This window comes from Aestuariispira insulae (assembly GCF_003385955.1).
Taxonomy (GTDB): Bacteria; Pseudomonadota; Alphaproteobacteria; order UBA8366; family Aestuariispiraceae; genus Aestuariispira; species Aestuariispira insulae.
Map to the genome: position 1 here is coordinate 39,954 of NZ_QRDW01000007.1, position 19,310 is coordinate 59,263.

The following is a 19,310-nucleotide window of genomic DNA, read 5'->3' on the forward strand; positions in this document are numbered from 1 at the left end:
AAATTACAGCCATCCTGTAAACAGGAGAATTAAAATCCGAGTTTCCGATGATGCAAGCGGGCTTCCAAGATATAGCCCTTCACTTGTTCGCACTGCTCCCGGAGGGCCAGGTCTTCACTCTCCAGCCACATTCCCACCATCTCTTCTGCGGCATCAAGATCTAGTTTCTCGTTTTCCCGCACCAAATGGCCCAACCCTTTCATGGCACCGATACGAATTCCGGGATCAGGCCGTTCCAACATGCTCTGCACCCTGACGAAGACCCATTCCCAATCTTTCATCAAACCGGCAGCCTGCAGGATCGCCTCACAGATGGACGCAACATCATCCCCGGCGAATATTTGATCAAAATGTAACGCAGCAGCCTTCATGCTGACGCGATTTGCATCATCAAGCACCGGCGGCACGGGTTTGCAATATCCGTCTGGCCACATGGCAGTCTTCTTCGATCTGGGCTTTCAAGGCATCCAGGCCTTCAAATTTCATTTCCGGCCGGATGAATTCAATAAGCGCCACCCGGACCACCCGGTCATAGAGATCCTCGTCAAAATCAAAGATATGAACCTCCAGCAGTTCGCGCAGCCCGTCAACGGTTGGCCGCTTGCCGAAATTAGCGATCGCATCATACCAGCTGACCTTATGGTTCCATTCCAGGCCCAGCCGCACCGCATAAACCCCATAAAGCGGGCGCAGATAATCGGACAGTTTCACATTGGCGGTCGGGAAACCGATGGTCCGGCCGACCTGATCGCCTTTTTGCACGCTACCTTCAAACTCAAACGGTCGGCCCAGCAGTGCTGCCGCCTGACCCGGCATGCCGTTTCTTAGGTAATCACGGATCCTCGTGGAGGAAAAAATCTCTTCATCGACACTGGCGACCGGCTCGATCGCGGTGACCGGGAACCCGCCCCATTCGCGCATCATGTCCGGGTTGCCGGTCCGCCCCTTGCCGAAACAAAAATCATAGCCGACCACGACATGGGCGGCATTCAACTGTTCCACCAAGATCACCTGGACAAAATCCTCTGCCGACATTTCCGCCAATGTCGGGCCGAAATCCAGCGCCAGCAGGCAATCCACGCCCAGGGCCTCGATATGATGGGCCTTATTTTCAAACGGGGTCAGGCGGAAGGGCGCATCATCGGGGCGGAAATAGCTACGGGGATGGGGCTCGAAGGTCAAAACCACCAGAGGGACATCCATCTCCCGGGCAAGATCCCAGGCCTGGCCAATCACCGCCTGATGGCCACGATGCACACCGTCGAAATTCCCGATCACCACAACACCACCGCGCATATGCTCGGGCAATGTTTCATTCGCACGGACGATTTTCATCCGGTCCCCACTGCTTTTTGTTATCTCCCCCCTGTATAACCAAGCCGATGGGGAATGTCAGCGCTTATTCCGACGCCACCACAGCACCGTGACAGGTGAAAATGTTAAAAAATCATTAATATGGCAGATGTGACACTTGGGTTTTTACAGAAAACATACTATCCTGCCAATCGGGTGAGGCAGAATAACTGGGTTCGGGTGTTTTCGCGCAGTTGTTTTCAGACAAACTGACGGAACTTTTCCGGTGATGTAAGGAGCCTGCGCAGATGAGTCGGGCACCGAAAGAGTGGTTTGCATTTATAGCGGGCCTCCTGAGCCGTACAGGTAGCCAGATGAATGGGTGAAACAAATCTCAAACTGTTCCTGCGGGACATCGGCCAGCTTTTGAGCGGTTCGGTCAATATGGCCTTTGTCCGGGTGGATTTGACCAAGCTGCCGCATCATTGCCGTCGGGACCGTTATCTGCGGATGGCGCATTACACCCTTCAGGAATTCAAGAGCGTTCTGAACGCCAAGGTTTATCCGATCGATCAAAAAACGATCATCCTGATCCACGATACCGAATGCGATAGCTTCGCTTCGATGATCCTCGATAAACTGACCTCATTTTTCGAACTATCCCCGGATCAGATCAGCAGCACGTTACTCTCATCCTACAGCTTCCGTGACGATCGCCGCGAGATTCTGGCCTACCTGCAGCAATTGACCAGGAAGCTGGAACGGCGGATCGAGCGGCGGATAGAGGATGAAACCCCATCGAAACGCCCCATTACGGTGAAGGAATGCGCCGCTTTGGTGGAGATGCTCGACAAATCCTCTCCCAGCGGGCTGGTGCGCAATCAGTCTGTTTATGCAGCCCTCTCCGGAAACGCGCCAAGACCGGTTTTCACGGAATCATTTGTCTCCGTGCGCGATCTGGTCACCACGGTCTCGCCAGATGCGGATTTCCTGCAAAGCCGGTATCTCTTCATGCATTTCACCCAGATCCTGGACCAAAAAATGCTGAAGCTCTATGGCAGCCTGGAAGAGCAGCAGTTTGATTTCACCCGATCGATCAACCTGAATGTCGCCACCATTCTGACACCGGAATTCCAGCATTTCAGGGATACCCTGCGTTCCGGCCTGGCCGCGCGCTACCTGATTGAATTGCAGCTGACCGATATCATGGTCAATCTCCAGGCCGCCCAGCAAGCCATCAACCTGTTGGAAGAAAGCGGCTTTCGCATCGTCATTGATGGCGTATCACCGGAATTCATCCCCATGCTGTTTCATATGCAGCTGCAGGCAAGCTATCTCAAGATCAACTGCACATCCACGGCGGATATCGAGCAAAACGCTCCGATCATACAAACGCTGATGGCGCAGATGGATGGCTGCGAATTCATCTTGGCGCGCTGCGAGAAGCAAAATCATATCGCGCTTGGCCGGAAACTGGGTTTCGGCCTGTTCCAGGGCTTTTTTGTTGATTCCGTATATCGGAACGCCAAGAAACCCAAACCGCTCAAAATCAACAGTGTCCATACCCATCGCGAACTGCGCCGCGCCGCAGGCTGACCCTCGGTCCGTCGTTATTCGGCAGCCATCTGGTCGGCCTTGGAACGCACCATCATCTTGCCCACGCCGGTCAGAACCATTTTGTCGCCTACATGAACTGTGGTTTCCATGACCACCCGTTTCTTTTCCGGGATGATCTCAACAATGGTCGCGCGGGCCGTTGCGGTATCGCCAATCCTGACCGGTGCCAGGAATTTCAATTCCTGGCTGACATAAATACAGCCCGGCCCCGGCATCTTCATACCCAAGACGGTGGATATCAGGCTGCCGGTCAGCATACCGTGGGCAATGCGGCCCTTGAACATGGTGCCCCTGGCATATTCCTCATTCACATGGACCGGGTTCATATCCCCGGTGACGCCGGAAAAAAGCACGATATCGGATTCCGTGATGGTTTTAGCAAAAACCGCCGACATGCCGACCGTTAATTCTTCCAAATAATAGCCGTTAATGTCTTCCCGATGATCCAGATGGGCAATGCCCGCGCCGGTCTCTTTGTTCATGGCTTTTTCCCGGTTAGTGTTTTGAAGCAATGCAGCATAACCACGCTGCGTTGCACAATTATGGCAGCCTAGGGTTAATAAATTTCGTACGCAAGCGAATTACAAAATTCCCCGGTGGCACCGGGCGGCCAACTGCGCTAAACCGGCTTGGAAACACCAAGGCCAATTGAGGTATCCCCATGTCTGACACCACCGCGCAAGAAATACCGCCACAATTCCCTGTCACCATCCTGACCGGCTTTTTGGGGGCTGGAAAAACGACGCTGTTGCGTGGCTTGCTGGACAAGCCCGAAATGGCCAATACCGCCGTGGTGATCAATGAATTTGGCGAAGTCGGCCTGGATCATATGCTGGTGGAAAGTGCGGATGAGGATATGATTGTCATGGATAGCGGCTGTCTTTGCTGCACCATCCGGGGCGACATGATCGAAACCCTGCGCCGCCTGATCAAGCAACGCTACAAGGGCGAGATCCCCGCTTTTGACCGGCTGATGATCGAAACCACCGGCCTCGCCGACCCGGCCCCGATCCTGCATACTCTGATGACCGACCCGGTCTTGTCCAACCGATACCGGCTGGATGGCGTCCTGGTCTGTGTGGATGCAGTCAACGGAATGGGCCAGTTGGATGGCCAGCCGGAATCGGTCAAGCAGGTGGCGGTTGCCGACCGGATCCTGCTCACCAAAACCGATCTCGCCGATCAAGCCTCAGTGTCCGCCCTGACCACACGGCTGCGGGAGAATAACCCGGCCGCGCCGGTCCTGACCGTTCTCAATGGTGAAGCCGATCCGGCGGATCTTTTCGGCCTCGGCCTGTTCGATCCGGAGAAGAAAGTGCCGGATGTGGCCCGCTGGCTACGTGAAGAGGCATTTGCTGAAGATCATCCCCATGATCACGACCACGCCCATGACCATCACGGCCAACATCATCATGACGTTAACCGCCATGGCGACAATATCAAGGCATTCTGCCTAATTCATGAAGGCGAGATTGAATGGGATAAATTCGCCGACTGGATCGAGAGCCTGATCGCCGTTCACGGCAATGATTTACTACGGATTAAGGGGATCCTGGATGTGAAAGAAGCCCCCGGCCCGGTCGTAATCCACGGTGTCCAGCATGTCTTTCACCCGCCGACCGCCCTGGAAGCCTGGCCCGATGATGATCACCGCTCCCGGATCGTGATGATCACCCGGGGCATCAGCCGGGAGCCTGTGCAGGAGATGTTTGAGAAATTCCTGGCGACCTGACAACCATCGCCTTTCCCCCCTTGTGATCGGGGAAGCGACAGGATTATGCTGGACCTCCCTCTCAATCAGCCCCGCAGATCCGTTCCATGACAATAGCGCCCGCAAACCCGCAATCCCGATCGCTTACCCGGCTCACTCACCATCTGGCGGGGCTGGTCCGGCAGCGCCTCTGGCTCCAGGTTCTGATCGCCCTGTTTGCCGGCGTCGGTTTCGGGATGCTGATCGGTCCTGCGGGTGGCTGGCTTGATAAGGAGACCGCCTCCCTGCTTGGAAACTGGATCTCCCTTCCCGGGCAGTTATTCCTGGTCGCAATCCAGTTTGTCGTTGTGCCCCTGGTGGTGGCCTCGGTCATTCGTGGTATCACCGCCGGTGAGGGCAACAAGGACCTTGGCCGCCTCGGCAGCCGCACGGTGTTGTTTTTCCTGACCACCACCCTACTGGCCGTGGTGATCGGCCTCGCCGCCGCTGCTGTGATCCAACCGGGCCATTACGCGGATGGCCTGGCTCAGTCACCCGCCTCTGTTGGTTCAACCACAGTCGCTGTCGAAACATTGTCCAAACCCAGCGCTTCCGATATTCCCGGCTTGATCCTGAATATCTTTCCAAAGGATCCGCTCAGCACTTTTGTCAGTGGCAACATGCTCCAGATCGTTATTGCGGCCGCAATTTTTGGAATTGCGCTGTTGATGACACCGGGCGAACAACGCAAACCCCTGGTCGATTTGCTCGGCTCGGTTCAGGCCGCCTGCATGGTCATTGTCGGTTGGGTCATGCGCTTCGCGCCGCTGGCAGTCTTCGGCCTATTGGCAAACCTGACCGCCCGTTCGGGCCTGAGTGCACTGGTCGGTACCGGGGTATATGCGCTCACCGTCATAGCCGGGCTGTGCCTGTTGTTAATGGCCTATCTGTTGTTGGCCAAACTGATCGCGGGCAAGCCAATGGGCCGATTTCTGCGCGAAGGACGTGAGGTGATGCTGCTAGCCTTCTCCACCTCCAGTTCCGCGTCCGTCATGCCGGTCACCCTGAATACGGTTGAACAGGGATTATTAGTAAGCCCGGCCAACGCCCGCTTCATCATCCCGCTTGGCACCACAATCAATATGGGCGGCACCGCCCTCTACCAGGGGGTCGCCACTCTCTTCCTCGCCCAGGTTTTCGGAGTTGAACTCGGTTTCGCAAGCTTGTTGTTGGTAGTGGTGATGGCAACCGGCGCCTCCATCGGGTCCCCCGGGACACCGGGGGTCGGTATCGTGATCCTGGCAACCATCCTGACCAGCGTCGGCATACCGCCCGCCGGCGTTGCCATCATTTTAGGCGTGGACCGCATTCTAGACATGTGCCGGACCATGGTGAATGTCTTTGGCGATATGACCGCCTGCGTTGTCATTGATCATTTGATGGAAAAGGACCGGCATATAGAAACTGCAGTCGAAGGTCCGACCTAGCTTTCCTGGGATGCCACCGACGCTATGATGGCTTCAATCGCCTGATCCGCCTCGCCATCCGGCAGCTTGACGCCGCCCGCCTGGGCATGGCCACCGCCGCCATGAGTGAGCAACAGCTTGCCGATATCAGTTTTAGCGGTGCGATTGAGGATCGATTTACCCATGCCGATGGCGGTAATCCCCTCACGGCGGCTTTTCTGCACCGTCATGGAAATGCTGCTCTCAGGATAGAGAGCATAGATCATGAACCGATTGACCGGGAAAATATCCAATTCCTTGCGCAGATCCGTCACCACCAGGCTGCCATGTTCAGCCGTGCAGCGTTTGATCTGCATCTCCGCCAGCTCGGCATGATAGGTGAGAGACTGTACCCGTTCCGCCACATCCGGCAGTTCCAGGATCACATCAATCGGGCTGTGGCGGCAATAGGTCATCATGTCGGTCATGAAGCTGTCATGATCCAGGGCAAATTTCCCAAAATCCTCCAGCCCCGTGCGCGGATCCAGGATGAAATTCAACATGGTCCACCCGGCCGGGGCCAATATGTCTTCCATTTCATATTGGGCGGAATCCGCCTGATCGACCGCCGCCATCATTTCTTCCGAAATGTCCGGGAAACCTGATTTTCCGCCATAATGGTTATAGATCACCCGCGCGGCCGAAGGGGCATCCGGGTCGTTGATCAGATTGTCCCGGCTGCCGACCCGCTCCAGCTCACTGCGATGATGGTCAAAACAGAGATGCACTTCTTCCCGGTAAGGCAGGTTCGCCGTGATATCATCGGAAGTCACCGCGACCAAACCGCGCTGCATGTCATTGGGTTCGGCAAATATCACCTCATCCACCATATCGCGTTCCTGAAACAAGGTGCCGCAGATTATGCCATCGAAATCCGTACGGGTGATCAACCTGAATTTCTTATCACTCATGAACCGGTCAACTGCCTCCGACTATGCCTCGGGAAGTCATTAAAACCGTTATACGTCACCAAATCATAAGAAATTACTAAAAGGCTGCCCGAGCCAAGGCGCTGTTTCTAAAGCGCTGTCCCCAACCGCATCGCCTCCACCGCTATCTTGGCGCAGGCCTCTGCATCAGAGCGCGCATCATGATGCTTGAGTGGAATGCCCAGATGGTCCGCTAAAATATTCAGCTTGTAGGATGGCAGTTTCCAGGTGCGCCTGGCCGCCTTGACCGTGCAGGCGAAACGCTGTTCCGGCAGCTCAAGGCCGGCCGCCGCGCAACATTTGCTCAAAACGCCCTTATCAAAGGCCGCGTTATGGGCGACCAGGAATTCCGACCCTTCAATCATCCGGGCCAGGCTCGGCCAGATTTCAGCAAAGGTCGGGCTTTGCGCCACATGATCCCAAGTCAGGCCATGGATATGGGTGAAACGGAAATCCGGCCGGGGCGGCCGGATCAGCTGATCGATGCTGTAGAGGATCTCACCGTCAACCACCACCACCAATGCAACGGCACAGGCACTGTCGCGGCCATAATCGGCGGTTTCAAAATCAATGGCGGTAAAACGAGTCATGAGGACAGGGGAACAGGATTCCCAAATTCAGGCAAGTCCGGTTTAACATCAGAAAATTAATGTTGCGGTGCCCAGAGGGAATAATAGGGCACACCGTCGTTGCCGGTGCCGCTGCCTTCCAGCGAAGCATCCATCATCATGTAGGGCGCCGCGGCCAATTCGGGCTGGCGCAGCGGGCCATAGGATTTTGCAGAATCCGGTTCGCCCTCTTCCCAGCCTTCACAGATTGCCCGCTCCCGGCTGAAGATATTGAGCATATTGCAATCATAGCCGGTCACAGCTGAAAGCGCGTGATCGGTGCTGCTCTTGCCCGTGCCGATGTAGGAAAGGCCGTCAATTGACAGTTTAACCGCCGTATAGGTTACCGGATCGATGCCCATGCATCCGCTGGTTAGCGAACCGGAAACCAGCGCTATGATTGAAGCTGCGCGCATTTTGCGCCGCATTGTCGCAGCCATGTCCAGAACCCTCCGGTGACAACACCAAGTTACCCAATCACCGTTACTACGGCTAAGCAATTGACTCAATTCGATTCTGCCCTCGAATTCGTTAATAAGAGGTTACTAAAAAAAGGCAATTTAATTAGCATGCTTATATTAAAAGAGAAGGGAGTGCAGCATTTTTTACTGCACTCCCCTGTTTTTTGAGCCCGATCAGGATGCGGAATTAACCGAATTCCCGGGCCGCTTCGACGAAATAGTTCCACAGATATTCCGCGAAGGACCAGCGCACTTGCACATCGTAGCTGGGCTGATCATCCAACTGGCTGATCTGAATAGTGGCATTGGCATATCGGGTACCGGAAACCATGCCCGCCCTGAAGGCGCGCGGGTGGAAATCCAGCGGTGAGCCCTTGGCCAGAACCTCGCGGGCCGCCGGACCGGAGAGGCGCATCACAACATAATAGTCGGACACATCCACCACCTGCGAATGGATGCCTTCCAGAGCCTCGCGAAGCGCCAGCACAAGCGCATGCTCGCCATCTTCCTGGGTATGGATCATCCATTCATCGGGGCCGACCCAGTGAACGGTGTAAGCACCGCCCGCCACATAGGTCAGCGGGGTAAGCGGCAGATCAACACCAAGGACATCCTTAACCTTGCTCAGGAAATCCTTATTCTCCGGGTTGCCGCGCAGGGTTACCTTGCCCAGGAAACGGCGTTCCTCCAGGGAAACATTGCTGCCGGCCGGCTTGGCCAGCCCGTCGAGCGGGCTTACTTTGACAATATGGTTAGCCACGGGTCCGTTCCCCTTCTTTGTCGAAGAAAATCGGGTCGGTGATGGTCACCTTGTGGACCGAGCCGTCCATCAGCGGAACGGACAGGGTCTGACCCTTGCGGTTGAAGCCGTCCTTGATCAGGCCCATGGCAATGGACCTGCCCACATTCGGGCTCATGTAACTGGATGAGATATGGCCCAGCATATCCATCGGCGGCCTGTCCTTGACGGTTTCCACAACATGGGCCCCTTCGGGCAGAACCACATTGGGATCTTCCGTCAGGATGCCGACCAGTTGTTTGCGGCCCGGACGGGACGTGTCGGAACGGGCAAAGGAACGGCGGCCCAGGAAGTCAGGCTTGTTCTTGCCGACGATCCAGGACATGTCCAGATCCATGGGTGTCACGGAACCATCCGTATCCTGTCCGGCGATGATGAAGCCTTTCTCCGCACGAAGAACGTGCATGGATTCGGTTCCATACAAGACCAGATCATATTTCTTGCCGGCCTCAATCAGCGCATCCCAGACATGCTTGCCGTAACGATGGGGCACGTTGATCTCATAGGCAATCTCACCGGTGAAGGAAATACGGTAAACGCGGGCTGGGACACCAGCCACATGGCCTTCGCGCATTTCCATAAACTTGAAGTTTTCCGGATCCAGATCGATGTCGGTCAGTTCTGCCAGAAGCTCACGGGATTTCGGCCCGTTGAGCGAGGAAACCGCCCATTGTTCGGTAACGGAGGTGCAATAGACCTTCATTTCCGGCCATTCGGTCTGAAGCCATTCCTCCAGCCAGTTGGCGACACGCCCCGCACCGCCGGTGGTGGTGGTCATGTGGAAATGGTTTTCACCCAGACGGGTGGTCACGCCATCATCGAACACCATGCCATGCTCGTTACACATCAGGCCATAGCGTGCCTTGCCGACACCCAGTTTCAGCCAGGCGTTGGTATAGATCATATTCAGGAATTCAGCCGCATCCGGCCCCTGAATGTCGATCTTGCCAAGCGTGGAGGCATCCATCATGCCGACCGTCTCGCGCACCTGCTTGCATTCGCGCTGAACAGCGGCATGCATATCCTCGCCGTCTTTGGGGAAGTAACGCGGCCGTTTCCAGTCGCCAACATCCTCATAGACCGCACCCATTTCCTCATGAGTCGGGTGCATCGCGGTTTTACGCTTTTGCAGGAACAATTCACCCACCGCATGACCGGCCGCCGCACCAAAGGTCAGCGGGGTGTAGGGCGGGCGGAAGGTGGTGGTGCCGACCATCGGAATCTTCACATCCCGGATCTGGGACATGATCGCAATGGCATTGACGTTGGATGTCTTGCCCTGGTCGGTGCCCATGCCCGTGGTGGTGTAGCGTTTCAGATGTTCAACGGAAACAAAGCCTTCCCGTTCGGCCAGATGAATATCGGCCACGGTGGAATCATTTTGGAACTCGTGGAAATGCTTGCGGCCACGGCCCAATGGACGATCCGACGGGATATACCAAAGGATGCGCATGTCGCCCTGGGCATCTTCTGGTGCAGCCGGTGTTGGCGGCACCACACCGTCGCCGAAACCGGCATCCTGCGCCGCCTTCGAACCAGCGGCCAAGCCCTGAGACAGGCAGCCTTCCAAGGTGAATTCGCCATTGCCGGCACCAACAGAAATGTTAGCCCACTGGCAGTGGTCGGGCACGAAAGATGTCAGCTTCTCATCATAGCGCAGCTTGCCGCGCCCCTGGGAGAAGAGGCTGATCATCGGGTTCCAGCCGGAAGACATGGCAACAATATCCGCGTCAATCCGCTGGGACTGGCCGGTCACCCCTTTGCCATCCGCTGTCAAAGGCATGATGTCCACACCCGTGACCTTGCGATAGCCGGTGGTGCCGATGACCGCCATGTTGGTATGGATCTGGATCGAAAGCGCCTTTGCCTTCTCAACCCAGGCACCAGCCGGATTTTCACGGATATCAACGATCGTGACCTTGGCGCCCGCCTTATGGGCGTCAATCGCCGTGGCATAGGCACTGTCATTGTTGGTGAAGACCACGACATTCTTGCCCGGCAGCACGCCGAAACGGTTGATGTAGGTGCGCACAGCGCTGGCCAGCATCACACCGGGACGGTCATTGTCGCCAAACAGCATCGGGCGCTCAATCGCGCCCTGGGCCAGGACCACCTGTTTAGCACGGATCTGCCAAAAACGCTGGCGCGGCAGATCACCGCCATTGCCATGGCCGAGATGATCGGTGACACGCTCCAACGCGCTCAGGAAGTTATGGTCGTAATAGGCAGTGACCGTCGTGCGCGGCAGGATGGTCACTTCTTCCATGGAGCGCAGCTCAGCCAGTGTGGCTTCCACCCATTCCATGGCCGGCTTGCCATCGATGGTCGCATCAGCATCGCTGAGCAACTGTCCACCAAATTCGGCATGTTCTTCCGCCAGGATAACACGCGCACCGGTGCGACCTGCCGTCAGGGCCGCCGCCAGGCCGGAAACACCGCCGCCCGCAACCAGCACGTCACAATGGACATGTTTGGTGGCATAAGTATCGGGGTCGTTTTCGCTGGGCGCGTTCCCCATGCCGGCGCTGGCACGGATGACATGCTCGTACTTTTCCCACATGCCTTTCGGCCACATGAAGGTTTTATAGTAAAAACCAGCCGGGAAGAATCGGGACAGCTTGTTATTGATGCCACCAATGTCGAAATTGACCGACGGCCAGCAGTTTTGCGCGGTCGCCTTCAGGCCGTCATACAGCTCGACCATCGGGGTCCGGCAGTTGGGCTCGGTCCGGTTGCCTTCACCCAGCTGCACAATGGCATTGGGCTCTTCGGAACCGGCGGTCAGAACACCACGCGGTCGATGATATTTGAAGCTGCGGCCGACCAGATGAACGTTATTGGCCAACAGCGCAGAGGAAAGGGTATCCCCTTCAAAGCCTTCATAGGTCTTGCCATCGAAGGTGAATTTCACGGTCTTGGCGCGATTGACGCGGCCACCGGAAGACAGACGGTTGGTCTGGGTCATTTTTTACCCCCTTTCAGCGCCTCTTCGGACACTTCGGGAGCCGGCTCACCCGGCTTGTAACTTCCATAGACGATATCGGTGTGGGTATGGCGAACCACATTGAACCACCGGCGACAACCATGATCATGAACCCAGCGTTCCTTGTGCAGGCCTTTCGGGTTGGAGCGGAAGAATACATAATCCCCCCACTGTTCGTCGGTCAGCTCGTCCGGGTTTTTCGGGCGTACGATATGCGCTTCACCATGACAGGTGAATTCCGTCTGGTCACGCTCGCCGCACCATGGGCATTCGATAAGAAGCATCGGTTTGTCTCCCTCTTATCCTTAGTGGGCAACGGCCGCAGCCGCGCCCTCGTCAATCAACGCACCGGTGTTGAACCGGTTCATGGAGAAGGGCTGTGCAATCGGGTGCATCTCGCCATTGGCCAGGCTATGGGCGAACACATGGCCCGAGCCCGGTGTGCATTTGAAGCCGCCTGTGCCCCAGCCGCAGTTGAAATAGAGATTTTCAACCGGGGTCTTGGAGACGATCGGCGAACGGTCGATGGTCACATCAACAATGCCGCCCCACTGGCGCATCATGCGCAGTCGCGAAGTGAAGGGGAACAGTTCCACCATCGGGCTGATGATATGATCGATCATATCGAAGCTGCCGCGCTGGGAATAGCTGACAAAGTTATCAGAGCCGGCCCCCACCACCAGCTCGCCCTTGTCGGACTGACTGATGTAAACATGGACCGCACCGGACATGATGACCGTGTTGATGCAGGGCTTCAGCGGCTCGGACACCATCGCCTGCAGCGGGAAGCTTTCGATCGGCAGACGGAAGCCCGCCATTTCAGCCATCACACCGGAGTGACCGGCGGTGACGACACCGACCTTCTTGCCTTTGATCGAACCACGTGTGGTTTCAACCCCTTTGACAACACCGTTTTCGATGTTGAAGCCGGTGACTTCGCAATTCTGGATGATATCAACACCCATGGCGTCAGCTGCACGGGCATAACCCCAAGCCACCGCATCATGGCGGGCATTGCCGCCGCGGCGCTGCAAGAGGGCGCCCAGAACCGGGTAACGGCAGTTGAGATTGATCAGCGGGACCATTTCCTTGACCTGGGCCGGGGTCAGAAACTCGCTATCAATGCCATTGAAATGGATCGCGTTGCCGCGACGGCCGATTTCCTGCAGATCATGAACGTTATGCGCCAGATGCAGCAGACCGCGCTGCGAGAACATGACGTTATAGTTCAGCTCCTGGGAAAGGCCTTCCCAGAGCTTCATCGCATGTTCATAGATCGCCGCCGATTCATCCCACAGATAGTTGGAACGAACGATGGTGGTGTTTCGGCCGGTGTTACCGCCGCCGATCCAGCCTTTTTCGATCACGGCCACATTGGTGATGCCGCATTCTTTAGCGAGATAATAGGCCGTTGCCAGGCCATGGCCGCCGCCGCCGACGATAATCACGTCATATTCGGACTTCGGGTCCGGGCTGCGCCAGTTTTTCTGCCAGTTCTCATGGTAGCTCATGGAGTTACGCAAGAGACTGAAAATCGAGTATTTCTTCATGATCATCCCCGTCCGGCCGTTCAATTATGATATCCGGTCCAAGAAACTCAGATTACGCTTTTGCTTCCCCGTTGGGTCGGCAAAGGCGCCTTGTGGATTTCGGATCAATGGGCAGTCTTGCATAGAAAGGCACTTTCCAGGCCTCTCTGTCTTACGCTGATCGCTCCCATTTTTCCCTAGCGTCTTGTTTACGGCAAAAGGTGCAAATTGAGACTCAAACTAGCGACAGCAAACTGCAAACGCGCGACAAAATGTTAAGAAGATCCCCCGGCCCCAGCCTTGCGCGCCAGTGCAATCCCCCCAACCGATTGAATGATAACGCGGATCAACCTTCCAGAAAACCATCCCAAAGACTGGGGATGAATCCTCCGGAGGGATTGCAGCCTTGATCATGGCACGACATGATGGTTGCCGTTACATCATTTTACGACAGCGTGAGAGAGTCCCATGGTGGCAAGAAGCCTGACCATCGTTGAACTGAACGAATTCAGCGAAACTTTGATCAACCGCGCCACACAGGACATGACCCTGCCGCATCTGGAATGGCTGACAAAACTCAACCGCTCCACCACATATTCCCCAGATCAGGAAGAGCATCATGGGCTGGATCCCTGGGTGCAATGGGTGTCCATCCATACCGGGACCACATCTGAGCATCATGGCATTTTGCGTCATGGGGACGTTTCAAACCTGACCTTGCCGCAATATTGGGAAATCCTGTCCGCACAGGGCATCAGCTCCGGCCTGTGGGGATTGATGAATGCGGCCCGAGGCCAGGCGGATCAGTGTCGGTTTTTTCTTCCTGATCCCTGGACTTATGAGGAAGAAGGTTATCCGGAAGACCTGTCACGATTTTTGGCGCTGCCGCGGTATTTCGCCAAAAACTATCTTCAGCCCAGCCGGTCTGAGACCATCCGATCCGGCCTGACCACACTCGGATATCTCATCCGGCCGTCAAACCTGCCCGCCACCGTCAGAAGCGGCCTGGCAGGCCTGCCCGTCATCCTGAGCGGCGGGGTGAACGCACATAGCCTCGCGATTATTCATGACATCCTTTCGACCCGGCTGTTTCTCGCCCATAAAAAACGTCACCAACCGCAGTTGGCCGTGATCTTCCTTAATCTTCTTGCCCATTGCCAGCATCATTTCTGGCAACGGGACGGCTGGCATCCGATCATGCGCCAGGCCCTTAAGACCACCGACAGGCTGTTGGGCCAGATCCGGCAGGCACGCCGTCCGGGTGAAGAGATCATGATCCTGAACGCACTGACCCAGCAAAATGTGGATGGCGAGCATTATTGCATCTATCGGCAGCGGGACCCCGCCGGATTGTTGCGCGCTTTTTCTATCCCTTTTGCCCGTGTCGAGCCCTGCATGACCAACGACTGCCACGTGTTTTTTGATCATGCAGGGGAAGCAAGATCCGCGGTCGATACGCTTCGCTGCATAACGGTTGATGGCCAGCCTCTGTTCCATGTTGAGCAGCAACCCGACCGGCCTTTGCAAATCTTTTATCAGATCGAACTGCGTGAGCCAGTTGCCGAAAACTGCCAGATCGAATGCGGGAAGACCCGCCTGCCTTTTGCCAGCCTAATCGAGCTGCTGGCCGAACGGACCGGCGCCCATATCCCCGAAGGCGCGCTCTATACCTCTCTGCCCAGGCTGCCCCAACAGATGATCAACCACGATGTTTATTACAGGATTCTCGAGTATTTCGGTGTCGCTCATGCCAAGCAGGATTGCGCCGCCAAACGTGCCAAGACAAAGTGAAATCATCAATCCATTTGCAAAATTGCGGCAATAGAAACAATAATTGCGTCATAATGATAGCTGTCGCTAGACTGAATTGTCGTTGATAGACTAATAGCAATTGACAAGCATACCCGGTCAGCCTTAAGGGGCGGTCGGAATAAAAAGACAGCCACCCCGCATGCGGGATCAATGGCTGTGGAAGGTGGGCATTAAGACCGGTTGAATTGACGCCTCAGGGGAGGCTCAGGGACAAGGATTAAAATATAAATGGCGGATTTCATGCTTAAGCAGGATGGTGACGAATCGGTTGATATCGTCAATCTGTTCCTGGTTCCGAATTTCTCCATGATCGCCTTTACCAGCCTGGTGGAACCCATGCGGCTGGCCAATATGATCGCCAACAAAACACTTTATCGATGGCGCATCATCAGCCGGGACGGGCTGCCCGTCCCATCATCCGCCGGCATCGAGGTCAGCCCGGAACTGTCCGCGCCGGAACTGGAGCGACCATCCAATATCGTGGTCTGCTCTGGCATCGACGCCCATATTTATCAGGATGCGCTGACCTTTGGCTGGCTGCGCCGTTGGGCCCGTGAGGGCAGCCATGTGGGAGCCATCTGCACCGGCGCGCATATCCTGGCCCATGCCGGGCTGTTGAATGGTTACCGTTGCACCATCCACTGGGCCAATCTGGACAGTTTTGTTGAAGAGTTTCCCGATATCGATGTCCGGGCAGAGCTCTATGAAACCGACCGCGACCGCTTTACCTGCGCCGGGGGCATTGCCGCATTGGACATGATGCTCAGCGAGATGACGAAGAAACACGGCCCCGAGCTGGCCGCCGCGGTTTCCGAACAATTCATGCATGAGCGCATCCGGGAAGGCCACGACGATCAGCGCCTGCCGCTACAGGCACGCCTCCGGGTTTCCCATCCCAAACTGATCCGCGCCATCGCGGAAATGGAAAAACATACGGAAGAAGCGCTCAGCCGTGATGAAATCGCCCAGCGGGTGGGGCTGAGCCGCCGGCAGCTGGAACGTCTGTTCCGACGGTATCTCTCGACCAGCCCGGCCAGATACTATCTGAAGTTGCGTCTTAACAGAGCACGCACCCTGCTCACCCAGACCACCATGCCGGTAACGGAAGTGGCCTTCGCCAGTGGCTTCACCTCTGCATCGCATTTTTCCAAATGCTATCGCGATATGTTTGGCCGTACTCCGCGCGCCGAACGGCGCGGTGGCGATGACGAAGAATAGGTTGCATTTCAACGGTACTTTATTACCACACACTTCAGTAAATTCTCCGCTACACTTCCCTCTTTAGTGGTATTTGGGGTATGGGCCCGTTGAATTTTGGGCCTATTCCGGCGATCCGGCTTCCTTCAGTTAAGCCGGTTGGCCGGGCATCACTTTCGGGGGCAGGCCGAGCATGTATCTTTCAACACAGGAGAGAAATCTCCTGGATTTTGCGGAGCGCGTGGCGCGCAACGCCTCATCCTATTACGCGGTTCTTTTCGATCTTGGCAAAATGGCGGAAAGCGCCTGCTCGCCCGCTTTGACAGGCATCCTGAGATTCACGATCGCCAACTTCGCCCGCTCCCACGGTGCCCAGATCTATACCCTGCAAAATGATCGGATCATGCTGGTAACGGGCTCAGAACAGCGGGTTTCGGCCAACAAATTCATCCTGGAACTGGAAAACACCCTCCCGGGCGGCCGGGCCGGACTGATGGACCAGCCAATAGAGCCATACGACATCTCCACCACGCCAAAGCTCTTCCTGCGATGCTGCGAGGAGTTATATGCCGATGCCAAAGAAGCTGAAGAAGAGCGTTTGGAACTGTCGAGACACAACACCTCCACCAAGGTTGTCCCGATGACCGGACGGCTGTTGGATCAACTGCTGGTCTCGCTGAATTCCTGCGACATATCACCGATGGTGCGCCGTCAGAATATCTGCGCGCTCATGGATGGCCAGCAGGCCCGCACCTTGTTCGTCGAGTATTTTGTGTCCATGGCCTCTTTATCGCGCACGATTGCGCCAGGCGTATCCGTAACCTCCAACCCCGGTCTGTTCAGGGAACTGACCCGGGCGCTGGACAAACGTTTCCTCGCCCTGCTGAAGAAAGAACATGCCCAGTATATCAAAGGGCCGGTCAGCTTTAATCTCAACATGGCCAGCCTGCAGTCCGATGACTTCCTGCTCTTTCTCGACCAGGTTCTGCCCAACACGGATAAAAGCCTGGTGGTTGAGCTGGATTTCATGGATGTGTTGGACCATTTACCGGATTTTCAAACAATCATCCCCTTCCTGCGCCGCCGGGGATTGAAAATCCTGGTGGAAAATCTCCAGCCGGCCTTGTTGGAGATGCTCGACCTCAGCCTGCTGGAGGCTGATCTCTTTAAGATTCGCTGGCAAAAGCAGTATCTTGCCAACCCGGCGCAAAAAACCCATTTTTTGAACGCGTTACGGACGCTGCCACCAAATCGGTGCATTCTGACCCATTGCGACAATGCACAGGCCGTCAGGATCGGGCAGTCCGCCGGTCTGCAGGCATTCCAGGGGTTCCATGTGGACCGGATCGCCGCCGGGCCACCCCAGGCCGGCACAAGAATGCCCGAACAGGTAACCGCCTAAGGCACCGGATCGGCGTAATCAATTCCTGACCTGCAAAGCTGTCCGGCGGTCAAACCAGTCTCTGGTCCGGTTGGCAAACCCAACCAGGGTCAGCATTACCGGCACCTCCACCAGAACCCCGACCACCGTAGCCAGGGCCGCGCCCGAATTCAGGCCATAAAGGCTGATCGCGACAGCAACAGCCAATTCAAAGAAGTTGGATGTTCCAATGAGCGCACAGGGCGCGGCCACCCGGAAGGGAACCCGCAGCCCCCAGGCCGCCGCATAGGCCAGGGCAAAAACCCCATAGGACTGCACCAACAGCGGAAGTGCGATAATCAAGATAATCAAAGGATCCGCCAGGATCACCCCACCCTGAAAGCCGAACAACAAAACAACGGTCGCCAGCAATCCAGCCATGGAAACCGGCTTCAGCCGCTCCATAAACCTGTCCATGGCTGCCTTTCCGCGGCGCATCAGAAGATGACGAGTCACAATCCCGGCCAAAAGCGGCACCAGCACATAGAGCAGCACCGACAACACCAATGTGTCCCAAGGCACCGGGATATCCGTAACCCCCAAGAGCAGGGCAACGATCGGCGCATAGGCAAAAACCATAATGACATCATTCACACTGACCTGGACCAGGGTGTAATTGGCGTCCCCTCTTGTCAGCTGCGACCAGACGAAAACCATCGCCGTGCAAGGTGCCGCCCCCAGCAGAACCAAGCCTGCAATATAGCTTGAGGCATCCTCGGTGCTGATCATGTCGGCAAACAGATATTGAAAAAACAGGATGCCAAGCGCCGCCATGGAGAATGGCTTCACCAGCCAGTTGACCACGAGGGTGATCAGCAGCCCCTTCGGTTCATCCCTCACATGGCTGATGCTGGCGAAATCAACCGCGATCATCATCGGATAAACCATCGCCCAGATCAGCACAGCCACCACCAGATTCACATGGGCAAATTCCAGGCCTGAGAGAAAGGCAAAAACCTCCGGTGCCACCTGCCCCAACAGAATTCCAGCCAGTATGCTCAGCCCGACCCACAGGGTCAGATACCGTTCAAACAAGGACATGATTAGACTGCACCTTCTGTTTCTTTCGCCATGGCCAAGACATTCAATACCGGTGAACAGAGCTCGGGCCGGCCATCGCAACAATCTTCCATCAGATAGGTCAGCAACGCCGACATGCCCTCCATATCCGCGGCATAGCGGATCGAACGGCCTTCGCGACTGTTTGTCACCAATCCGGCCCGATTCATAATCGCCAGATGGGTCGACATTGTATTTTGGCGGCATTCCAAGGCCTGGGCGATCTCTCCGGCCAGCATGCCCTTATCCCCAGCCCGCACCAGCAGGCGGAAAACATCCAGCCGGGTCTCCTGAGCAAGGGCCGACAAGGCTTCCAATATCTCATTCTTTTCCATACATCTGGATTTATCGATATATCTTGGAAAGGACAAGAGTGAAGAAAACCGATAGCTGTGAAATTTTCATGAC

18 protein-coding genes are annotated in these 19,310 nt (G+C 56.1%); 6 read left to right on the forward strand and 12 right to left on the reverse strand.

Annotated features, from left to right (window positions below; translation table 11 throughout):
* Window positions 1–29: 29 nt before the first annotated feature.
* Both DFP90_RS15765 and DFP90_RS15770 read right to left on the reverse strand, forming a co-directional pair.
* Complete coding sequence (locus tag DFP90_RS15765; RefSeq protein WP_115937480.1) at window positions 30–407, reverse strand: hypothetical protein; 378 nt, start codon at window positions 405–407, stop codon at window positions 30–32.
* Window positions 391–1,335 carry a bifunctional riboflavin kinase/FAD synthetase gene (locus DFP90_RS15770; RefSeq protein WP_115937481.1) on the reverse strand — a complete coding sequence of 315 codons (945 nt, stop codon included), beginning with the start codon at window positions 1,333–1,335 and terminating at the stop codon, window positions 391–393. Before DFP90_RS15770 ends, DFP90_RS15765 begins: the two co-directional genes overlap by 17 nt.
* Window positions 1,336–1,671: 336 nt before the next feature.
* On the opposite strand from DFP90_RS15770, the gene DFP90_RS15775 reads away from it, so the two are divergent.
* Window positions 1,672–2,889, forward strand: a complete 1,218-nt coding sequence (locus DFP90_RS15775) for an EAL domain-containing protein (protein ID WP_115937482.1) — start codon at window positions 1,672–1,674, stop codon at window positions 2,887–2,889.
* 14 nt (window positions 2,890–2,903) lie between these two features.
* Here DFP90_RS15775 and DFP90_RS15780 read toward each other — a convergent pair whose 3' ends face one another.
* Complete coding sequence (locus DFP90_RS15780; RefSeq protein ID WP_115937483.1) at window positions 2,904–3,392, reverse strand: MaoC family dehydratase; 489 nt, start codon at window positions 3,390–3,392, stop codon at window positions 2,904–2,906.
* Window positions 3,393–3,571: 179 nt separating this feature from the next.
* Here DFP90_RS15780 and DFP90_RS15785 point away from each other — a divergent pair, with 179 nt between their 5' ends.
* A complete protein-coding gene (locus tag DFP90_RS15785; protein WP_115937484.1) occupies window positions 3,572–4,642 on the forward strand; it encodes a CobW family GTP-binding protein in 1,071 nt (356 codons plus the stop codon).
* A gap of 86 nt (window positions 4,643–4,728) precedes the next feature.
* Complete coding sequence (locus tag DFP90_RS15790; RefSeq protein WP_115937485.1) at window positions 4,729–6,087, forward strand: dicarboxylate/amino acid:cation symporter; 1,359 nt, start codon at window positions 4,729–4,731, stop codon at window positions 6,085–6,087.
* On the opposite strand, the gene DFP90_RS15795 is transcribed toward DFP90_RS15790, so the two are convergent.
* The 7 genes from DFP90_RS15795 to DFP90_RS15825 all read right to left on the reverse strand — a co-directional run bounded on the left by DFP90_RS15795 (window position 6,084) and on the right by DFP90_RS15825 (window position 13,435).
* The gene (locus DFP90_RS15795) at window positions 6,084–7,016 is read right to left on the reverse strand and encodes an exopolyphosphatase (RefSeq protein WP_115937486.1); all 933 of its coding nucleotides are present in this window, start codon (window positions 7,014–7,016) and stop codon (window positions 6,084–6,086) included. The genes DFP90_RS15790 and DFP90_RS15795 overlap by 4 nt on opposite strands.
* A 107-nt stretch (window positions 7,017–7,123) precedes the next feature.
* Complete coding sequence (locus tag DFP90_RS15800) at window positions 7,124–7,624, reverse strand: 3'-5' exonuclease (protein WP_115937487.1); 501 nt, start codon at window positions 7,622–7,624, stop codon at window positions 7,124–7,126.
* A 56-nt stretch (window positions 7,625–7,680) separates the two neighbouring features.
* Window positions 7,681–8,082, reverse strand: a complete 402-nt coding sequence (locus DFP90_RS15805; RefSeq protein ID WP_147301032.1) for a hypothetical protein — start codon at window positions 8,080–8,082, stop codon at window positions 7,681–7,683.
* A gap of 208 nt (window positions 8,083–8,290) precedes the next feature.
* Entirely contained in the window at window positions 8,291–8,863 is a 573-nt protein-coding gene (locus DFP90_RS15810; protein ID WP_115937489.1) for a sarcosine oxidase subunit gamma, read from the reverse strand.
* On the reverse strand, window positions 8,856–11,867 hold the full coding sequence (locus DFP90_RS15815; RefSeq protein ID WP_115937490.1) for a sarcosine oxidase subunit alpha: 3,012 nt from the start codon (window positions 11,865–11,867) through the stop codon (window positions 8,856–8,858). Before DFP90_RS15815 ends, DFP90_RS15810 begins: the two co-directional genes overlap by 8 nt.
* Window positions 11,864–12,169 (reverse strand): sarcosine oxidase subunit delta, encoded by a 306-nt coding sequence (locus DFP90_RS15820; RefSeq protein ID WP_115937491.1) that lies wholly within the window; start codon window positions 12,167–12,169, stop codon window positions 11,864–11,866. Before DFP90_RS15820 ends, DFP90_RS15815 begins: the two co-directional genes overlap by 4 nt.
* Window positions 12,170–12,190: 21 nt before the next feature.
* Complete coding sequence (locus DFP90_RS15825) at window positions 12,191–13,435, reverse strand: sarcosine oxidase subunit beta family protein (protein ID WP_115937612.1); 1,245 nt, start codon at window positions 13,433–13,435, stop codon at window positions 12,191–12,193.
* Window positions 13,436–13,882: 447 nt separating this feature from the next.
* On the opposite strand from DFP90_RS15825, the gene DFP90_RS15830 reads away from it, so the two are divergent.
* The 3 genes from DFP90_RS15830 (at window position 13,883) to DFP90_RS15840 (ending at window position 17,825) form a co-directional block, all read left to right on the forward strand.
* Window positions 13,883–15,205: a hypothetical protein gene (locus DFP90_RS15830; protein ID WP_115937492.1), complete on the forward strand. Its 1,323-nt coding sequence runs from the start codon at window positions 13,883–13,885 to the stop codon at window positions 15,203–15,205.
* Between the two features lie 249 nt (window positions 15,206–15,454).
* On the forward strand, window positions 15,455–16,444 hold the full coding sequence (locus DFP90_RS15835; protein ID WP_245957093.1) for a GlxA family transcriptional regulator: 990 nt from the start codon (window positions 15,455–15,457) through the stop codon (window positions 16,442–16,444).
* A 172-nt stretch (window positions 16,445–16,616) separates the two neighbouring features.
* On the forward strand, window positions 16,617–17,825 hold the full coding sequence (locus DFP90_RS15840) for an EAL domain-containing protein (RefSeq protein ID WP_115937493.1): 1,209 nt from the start codon (window positions 16,617–16,619) through the stop codon (window positions 17,823–17,825).
* Window positions 17,826–17,843: 18 nt separating this feature from the next.
* Here DFP90_RS15840 and arsB read toward each other — a convergent pair whose 3' ends face one another.
* Both arsB and DFP90_RS15850 read right to left on the reverse strand, forming a co-directional pair.
* Window positions 17,844–18,884: an ACR3 family arsenite efflux transporter gene (gene arsB, locus DFP90_RS15845; RefSeq protein ID WP_115937494.1), complete on the reverse strand. Its 1,041-nt coding sequence runs from the start codon at window positions 18,882–18,884 to the stop codon at window positions 17,844–17,846.
* A 2-nt stretch (window positions 18,885–18,886) separates the two neighbouring features.
* Window positions 18,887–19,237 (reverse strand): ArsR/SmtB family transcription factor, encoded by a 351-nt coding sequence (locus DFP90_RS15850; protein ID WP_115937495.1) that lies wholly within the window; start codon window positions 19,235–19,237, stop codon window positions 18,887–18,889.
* Between the last annotated feature and the right edge of the window lie 73 nt (window positions 19,238–19,310).

Excerpts from the sequence above, each read along its gene's own strand:
- DFP90_RS15770 (WP_115937481.1), bottom strand. The coding sequence starts at position 1,335 with ATGAAAATCGTCCGTGCGAATGAAACATTGCCCGAGCATATGCGCGGT.
- DFP90_RS15775 (WP_115937482.1), top strand. The coding sequence starts at position 1,672 with ATGGGTGAAACAAATCTCAAACTGTTCCTGCGGGACATCGGCCAGCTT.
- DFP90_RS15780 (WP_115937483.1), bottom strand. The coding sequence starts at position 3,392 with ATGAACAAAGAGACCGGCGCGGGCATTGCCCATCTGGATCATCGGGAA.
- DFP90_RS15785 (WP_115937484.1), top strand. The coding sequence starts at position 3,572 with ATGTCTGACACCACCGCGCAAGAAATACCGCCACAATTCCCTGTCACC.
- DFP90_RS15790 (WP_115937485.1), top strand. The coding sequence starts at position 4,729 with ATGACAATAGCGCCCGCAAACCCGCAATCCCGATCGCTTACCCGGCTC.
- DFP90_RS15795 (WP_115937486.1), bottom strand. The coding sequence starts at position 7,016 with ATGAGTGATAAGAAATTCAGGTTGATCACCCGTACGGATTTCGATGGC.
- DFP90_RS15800 (WP_115937487.1), bottom strand. The coding sequence starts at position 7,624 with ATGACTCGTTTTACCGCCATTGATTTTGAAACCGCCGATTATGGCCGC.
- DFP90_RS15805 (WP_147301032.1), bottom strand. The coding sequence starts at position 8,082 with ATGGCTGCGACAATGCGGCGCAAAATGCGCGCAGCTTCAATCATAGCG.
- DFP90_RS15815 (WP_115937490.1), bottom strand. The coding sequence starts at position 11,867 with ATGACCCAGACCAACCGTCTGTCTTCCGGTGGCCGCGTCAATCGCGCC.
- DFP90_RS15820 (WP_115937491.1), bottom strand. The coding sequence starts at position 12,169 with ATGCTTCTTATCGAATGCCCATGGTGCGGCGAGCGTGACCAGACGGAA.
- DFP90_RS15825 (WP_115937612.1), bottom strand. The coding sequence starts at position 13,435 with ATGAAGAAATACTCGATTTTCAGTCTCTTGCGTAACTCCATGAGCTAC.
- DFP90_RS15830 (WP_115937492.1), top strand. The coding sequence starts at position 13,883 with ATGGTGGCAAGAAGCCTGACCATCGTTGAACTGAACGAATTCAGCGAA.
- DFP90_RS15835 (WP_245957093.1), top strand. The coding sequence starts at position 15,455 with ATGGCGGATTTCATGCTTAAGCAGGATGGTGACGAATCGGTTGATATC.
- DFP90_RS15840 (WP_115937493.1), top strand. The coding sequence starts at position 16,617 with ATGTATCTTTCAACACAGGAGAGAAATCTCCTGGATTTTGCGGAGCGC.
- arsB (WP_115937494.1), bottom strand. The coding sequence starts at position 18,884 with ATGTCCTTGTTTGAACGGTATCTGACCCTGTGGGTCGGGCTGAGCATA.
- DFP90_RS15850 (WP_115937495.1), bottom strand. The coding sequence starts at position 19,237 with ATGGAAAAGAATGAGATATTGGAAGCCTTGTCGGCCCTTGCTCAGGAG.